The sequence below is a fragment of the Nitrospiria bacterium genome, from assembly GCA_035498035.1.
GTDB lineage: Bacteria > Nitrospirota > Nitrospiria > JACQBZ01 > JACQBZ01 > JACQBZ01.
This window is the reverse complement of the sequence record DATKAN010000056.1, coordinates 1-6,297: the sequence shown is the minus strand read 5'-3', so window position 1 is coordinate 6,297 and position 6,297 is coordinate 1. Positions and strand designations below refer to the sequence as shown.

At 55.6% G+C, this 6,297-nt stretch carries 5 protein-coding genes; 1 reads left to right on the top strand and 4 read right to left on the bottom strand.

Translation table 11 applies throughout. The features are described from left to right. Nucleotides 1-642: hypothetical protein (locus VMN77_11115; protein HTN44333.1), on the top strand; the 642-nt coding region annotated here is incomplete at its 5' end. 236 nt (nt 643-878) lie between these two features. Here VMN77_11115 and VMN77_11110 read toward each other — a convergent pair. The 4 genes from VMN77_11110 to metH form a co-directional block, all read right to left on the bottom strand. Next, a complete protein-coding gene (locus VMN77_11110) occupies nt 879-1,727 on the bottom strand; it encodes a hypothetical protein (GenBank protein ID HTN44332.1) in 849 nt (282 codons plus the stop codon). A 191-nt stretch (nt 1,728-1,918) separates the two neighbouring features. Next, the gene (locus VMN77_11105) at nt 1,919-2,047 is read right to left on the bottom strand and encodes a hypothetical protein (GenBank protein ID HTN44331.1); all 129 of its coding nucleotides are present in this window, start codon (nt 2,045-2,047) and stop codon (nt 1,919-1,921) included. 34 nt (nt 2,048-2,081) lie between these two features. Further along, nucleotides 2,082-2,534, bottom strand: coding sequence for a hypothetical protein (locus VMN77_11100; GenBank protein ID HTN44330.1), 453 nt, complete (start codon nt 2,532-2,534; stop codon nt 2,082-2,084). 13 nt (nt 2,535-2,547) lie between these two features. Then, nucleotides 2,548-6,009 (bottom strand): methionine synthase, encoded by a 3,462-nt coding sequence (gene metH / locus VMN77_11095; GenBank protein HTN44329.1) that lies wholly within the window; start codon nt 6,007-6,009, stop codon nt 2,548-2,550. Between the last annotated feature and the right edge of the window lie 288 nt (nt 6,010-6,297).

Genomic DNA, 6,297 nt, shown 5'->3' with positions numbered 1-6,297 from the left:
CCCCTAACTGAAAAACGGGGCTTTACAAAATATCCGCGATATTCCTATTTGAAGGTTAAAGATATCGAGGAGCTTATTGAACATCGATGGCATGGCAATATTCTTTATGTTGTCGACTATCCAGAGGTGACGGAACAAAACGACCGGGTTGTTTTGCGACAAGAATTGGAAAAAAAGGAAAGAGAATTAGCTCGCCTGTCAAACGCAGGAGATAGAATGTTAGCACTTGAATCGATTTCTGAACTTGCATTTGCCGCCGGTGATTTTGAGCGAGCAGGAAAATACGCGGATGAACTGCTTGAATGGGCAAAAGAGAATCCGAAACACGGTCTCGTTGGAGATGCACTAAATAAGGGAAATGTGATGCTTGGCCGAGTCGCTTTGCGAGCGGGCAATGTTGAAACAAGTAAGAACTATCTCATTGCAGCCGGTAAGGTGCCAAGTTCACCATCTCTCAGCACATTTGGACCGAATATGAGCCTTGCAAAGGACTTGTTGGAAAAAGGTGAAAAAGATGTGGTTCTGCAGTATTTGGACTTGGTTAGCTCCTTTTGGTCGATGGGCCGGAAAGATATAGCTAAGTGGAAGGAGGAAATAAAAGCAGGTCGCATTCCTGACTTTGGTGCTAACCTTGACTATTAATTAATAATGATCCTGATCAAAAGGGTAAGAGAGGTCTTTAAGCCATCTTAATTCCGGTGACACCGTATATTTCTTTTGATAGGCAAAGAGTAATAATTAAAGTCTTACCAGGGTCCGGGGGGACAACGACGGGGATTGATTCCGTAGGGGCACGGCACGCCGTGCCCCTGCAGAATCGCTACCCCACATCCGCCCTAAAATATTTCGCCTCTATATTGGTAAATCTACCCAACATATCACTCTAACTTCTCTTTCTTTAGAGTCTCCCGCCATTGTAAATCCGCCTCTCTGTCCATCGGCCCTAAATTCACAAGAGTACGATATTTTGCATCGAACTCTTTAACTTTTTCACGATCAGTTGCTACCCATACATTACCAATGATTTTATTTACCTTGGCCTTTAGATAGAACTCCGGATCCATAATGAAGTAGCTATTCTGAGGGAAACGGTTTTTATGTGTGAAATGCCCTTTAGGGTCCTTCACGACCGTTGACTCATCATCGATTGCGGTTACTCCTTCCTTCAAAATCTCAATTTCAATACGACCGTTTTCCTGTGTCCAAATCATATCCCAAGGACCAAGTTGGCGATCGATCGTTAGAGGTTCCCAGCCAATTGTTTTGAGATCATCGTACTGTTGCCGGTCCTTTCTTTCTATCTCCTCATGACTTTCTCTAGGTTTGGATCCTATCGATCCATATTTTTCAATAAGGTTTCGGTCCGTAGAATAAATAACTTCTCCACTGACCTCGATAGCCTCGACCACAATGTTCGGCTGGGCCTTTTCTCTACTTTGTGTGCTAATGACCACGTGCATCTCTGCAGGAATTCTCCCGAGGTATTCTCGATCTTTTTCTTCCCACTTGATGTATGGATTAAATACCAAGTTAGATTTGATGGTCACAGTTCCGTCTGTGCAGGTTAAGATCGCATCATACGTTCCTAAACGATCACCCTTTTTGAGGGGTTTCCACTGTAGGTCCGGGTAGAGCTCGCGGGTAAAATTGCAAAAGAAGTTTGGATCATTAAGATCAACAGCCTCTACAAAATTTATCCCATTTAAAGAAACCAAGATAAACAGCAAGATTATAATAACACCTTTATGTTTTCTCGTATTCCGAGCCTTGTTATGCAAGGTTATACACCTTCATGAAGCAGAATTCGGGGCAGGTTTTTACATTGGCGATCAAGAATGGTGGATTTACGCATTATGGCAAGGCCGTTGCGAATTCAACACCCGCATGTTTTTCGGTAGGGGCATATTGCAATACGCCCCTACGGAACATCCGTCCTGAAATATTTCGCCTCCGGATGATGGAAGACCAGGGGTGAGACGGAGGCTTCGGGGTCCGTCATGTCGCCGTCGGTGAGCTCCGGGGTCGTATCGATCAGCACCCGTGGCACTGGGAAAATTCTCAGACTCCAATCCATTTAAAAGTCAGGGGTTATTTTTCAATTTCGATTCCAGCTTTTCGAAAAATGGCTTATAGTGAGCCTCCTCGGATTCCGGCTGGTCGGCCTCGCGAAAGCGAAGGAGGATAGCGCCCCGGATGGCATAGAACCACCGAGCCCGGACTGCGGTCTGATGATCCCCGGTCCGAGTGACCGTGACGCTCCACTTGGAGCGGACGCCGGCCTCGGTTTCGGCGATCGGATGTCCCTCCGGGAGCACGTCGTCGGTCATGATGAGTCCCGACTGGGGATCGGCCTTGGCGATGGGGTAGCGGGCGTCCCGGAGCGTTTCCAGAACGGCGGAGAAGACGCGATCGAAGGGCTCGTTGAACGTGCGAGTTTGGATGCGATTCAATTCATCCGGGGGCAGCGGCCGAGGAGCGGTCTGGCACCCCACAAGCATTCCGGCAATGATCAGGAGCGCCAATACTCTCATCATGCCCCCACGAAACCTATGCCGTATCCGTCCTGAAATATTTCGCCTCCGGATGATGGAAGACCAGGGCCGAGACGGAGGCTTCGGGGTCCATCATGTCGCCCTCGGTCAACTGGACGCCGATCTTCGCGGCGACGTCGAGCAGCCTGAAGAGTTTATGCTGATCGGCGAGGTTCGGGCAGGCCGGATAGCCGAAGGAGACGCGCACGCCGCGGTATTTTTTGTGGAATAGATCCGGTAACGCGAGCGAGGGCGGATCGGGGAAGCCCCAGTCCGCTCGGATCTTCTTGTGCAGCCATTCCGAAAACCCCTCCGCCCCCTCGACCGCAACGGCCTGTAGCATGTGCGATCGCAGATAATCCCCGGCCTCCTTCCATTGCGTTGAGAGTTCCCGCACGCCGCGTCCGGTGGTGACGGCGAAAAACGCAACGCTGTCGATCTCTTTGGATTCGACGTCCCGGCAGTAATCCGACAGGCAAAGCCGCTCGCCGGAGGGCTGCCGAGGGAAAGTAAAAGTCTCGATGACTCGCGATAGATCGGACGGATCGTAGATTAATAGATCGTCCCCGCGCGACCGGCAAGGGAAAAACCGGTAGACGCCCTGCGCCGTCATATATTTTTTCCCGACGGCCTCTTTCTTAAACGCCTCCACCGTCTTGTAAAGCTTCTCGGCCGTCTCGTCCTTCTCGGCCAGAAGTTTTTCAAGGTTTCCCTTCAGTCCCAAATGTTTTCCGTACAGCATGACCGGGTTGATGTAGCCGAAGATATCCTCGACGGGACCCTTTTCGATCACATGCAGGTCGAAATCCGGCGGCGACGGCAAAGGAACATCCCTGCGCACGGCCGATCGCGCCAACGCCGGCGAAGCGACGGCGGCGGGCCGTTGAGCCCGGTCCTCCGCGACACGCACCATATGTTTTTGATCCTCCTTCACCCCTTGAAGAAAGGCCTCGCGCGACTCCTCGTTCAGCAAGCGGTTCGCAATATCGAGTCCGTTCATCGCGTCCTTGGCATAGATCACCGGGCCGGCATACTCCGCCGCGATTTTCGTGTCCGTGAATTTTTTCGTCAGCGCGGCGCCGCCGACCAGAATCGGCGCATCGATCCCCGCCGATTTTAAATCCTGTGCCGTCACGACCATCTGCTGCGCCGACTTGACCAGAAGGCCGGACAGACCGATCGCGTCCGGCCGCTCGCGTTGATAGGCCGCGATCAGCTCTTCCGGCGGGACCTTGATCCCGAGGTTGACGATCTTATAGCCGTTGTTGCCGAGGATGATCTCGACCAGATTCTTTCCGATGTCGTGGACGTCGCCCTTGACCGTGGCCAGTATGATCTTGCCCCGGGACGCCGTGTCGGCCTTTTCCATGAACTGCTCGAGATGACGCACCGCGGCCTTCATCGCCTCGGCCGACTGAAGCACTTCGGCCACGATTAACTCGTTATTGTTGAACAGACGGCCGACCTCGTCCATCCCGGCCATCAGCGGGCCGTTGATGATCTCAAGAGGGCTGCGGGCTTTTCGTGCCTCGTCGAGGTCTTCGATCAGACCATCCTTCGAGCCTTCGATGATGTATCGGGCCAGGCGCTCGTCCAGCGAAAGGGAGGTCTTGGGCTTTTTCGCGGCCGGTTTCTTGGCCCGGAAATATTCGGCGAAGGCCGCCACGGGATCGCTTCCCCGCCAGTAAATCAAATCTTCCGCGAGCCGCCGTTCTTCCTCCGGGATCGACGGATAGCGTTCGAGCTTCTCGGAATTCACGATCGCGTAGTCCAGCCCGGCCTTGACGCAGTGATACAGGAAGACGGCGTTCAAGACCTCGCGCCCGGCGGGCGGGAGACCGAAGGAGACGTTGCTGATCCCAAGGATCGTCTTGACCCCCGGAAGCGCCTCCTTGATCAAACGGATGCCCTCGATCGTTTCCGGGGCCGAGCCGATGTAGTTGGCGTCGCCTGTTCCGACCGGAAAGACCAGCGCGTCAAAGATGATGTCCCGGCCCGGCAGGCCGTACTTGTTCACGAGAAGATCGTGCGACCGCTTCGCGATCGCCACCTTGCGCGCGCGGGTGACCGCCATGCCCTGGACTTTGTCCTCGTCGATGCAGCCGACGACCACCGCGCCGCCGTACTTCTTGATCAGAGGCACGATCTTCTCGAAGCGCTCCTCACCGTCCTCCAGGTTGATCGAGTTGATGACGCATTTCCCCTGGCAATGCTTGAGCGCGGCCTCGGTCACGGCGGCGTCGGTCGAGTCGATCATGATCGGGGCCTTGACCTTCTTGTTGACGATCTGGATGAAGCGGTCCATGTCCGAAAGCTCGTTCCGGTCCGGGTTGGCCATGCAGACGTCCAAGACCTGCGCCCCGGTCTTGACCTGCGCGCGTCCGATCTCGGCCGCCTCCTCGATCTTCTCGTTGACGATCAGGTCCTTGAACTTGCGGCTGCCGATCACGTTCGTCCGCTCGCCGACGACGATCGGACGGTTGTCCTCCTCGATCGGCAAATAATCGATTCCCGATACCGCGGGCCGGATCGTCCTCTGCGGAACGCGCGGCTTCTTGCCCTTGACCATCCCGGCGATCGCGCGGATATGGGCCGGGGTCGTGCCGCAGCAACCGCCGACCAGGTTCAGCCAGCCCTCCTCCGCGAAACGGGAAAGCTTCGATGAGAGCGACTCGGGCGTTTCGGAATATTTTCCCTCTTCGTCCGGCAGTCCCGCGTTCGGATAGACGCTGACATAACAGGTGGCCAGCGCCGCGAGCGAGCGGATATGGTCCGTCATGAATTCCGGTCCGGTGGCGCAGTTGAGGCCGATCGAATAGATCGGCAGATGCTCGAGGGATGTATAGAGCGCTTCCACGGCCTGGCCGGCCAGCATCGTACCGGTCCGCTCGATGGTGGCCGAGATCATGAGGGGAATTTCGCGTCCGGATTCCTTTAAGGCTTTCAAGACCCCGATCGCGGCGGCCTTGAGGTTCAAGGTGTCCTGCGCCGTCTCGAGCAAAAGCAGGTCCGCGCCGCCCTCGATTAGACCTTTTGCCTGAAGATAGAACGCGTCGGTCAGCTGGTCGAACGTGACGCCGCCGGTCACGAGCAGCGTCTTGGTCGTCGGCCCCATCGCGCCGGCCACGAGCCGTGGACGGTCGGGGGTCGAGAAGCGATCCGCGGCCACGCGGGCCAGGCGGGCCCCGGCGCGGTTGATCTCGAGCACTTTGTCCTGTAGTCCGTATTCGGCCAGCACGATCGACGTCCCGCCGAAGGTGTTCGTCTCGACGACGTCCGCGCCCGCCGCGAGGTAGGCCTCGTGTATCGACTGGATCACGTCGGGGCGGGTGAGGTTCAGATTCTCGTTGCAGCCTTCGAGAAGCGGCCCGCCGAAATCCTTGGCCGCGAGATTCCGGTTCTGGATCTGCGTCCCCATCGCGCCGTCGATCACCAGGATGCGCTGGGAGGGAATCTGTTTGAGTCTGGAGATGTCCATGATTTTTCCATTTTATCAGAGTCGGTTGGTTTTTATCTATTCATTTTATCGGTATTCGGGATGATGAGCGGCCCTCGGGCCTCGGCGAAGGCGTAGCTCGGTCCCGGGCGAGCCGCTTTGACAATCCGCGTTCGGGGGTGATAAGGTTGGGCCGAAAAAAGGGGGGGATCGCGTATGAGAAGGGTCATCTTATTGTCCGGAGGGTTTCTGCTGGCCATGATCGCGACGGACGCGTCGGCGCAGGGCGGCATGATGCACAAGGACGGCATGGGGGGCATGATGCGGGGC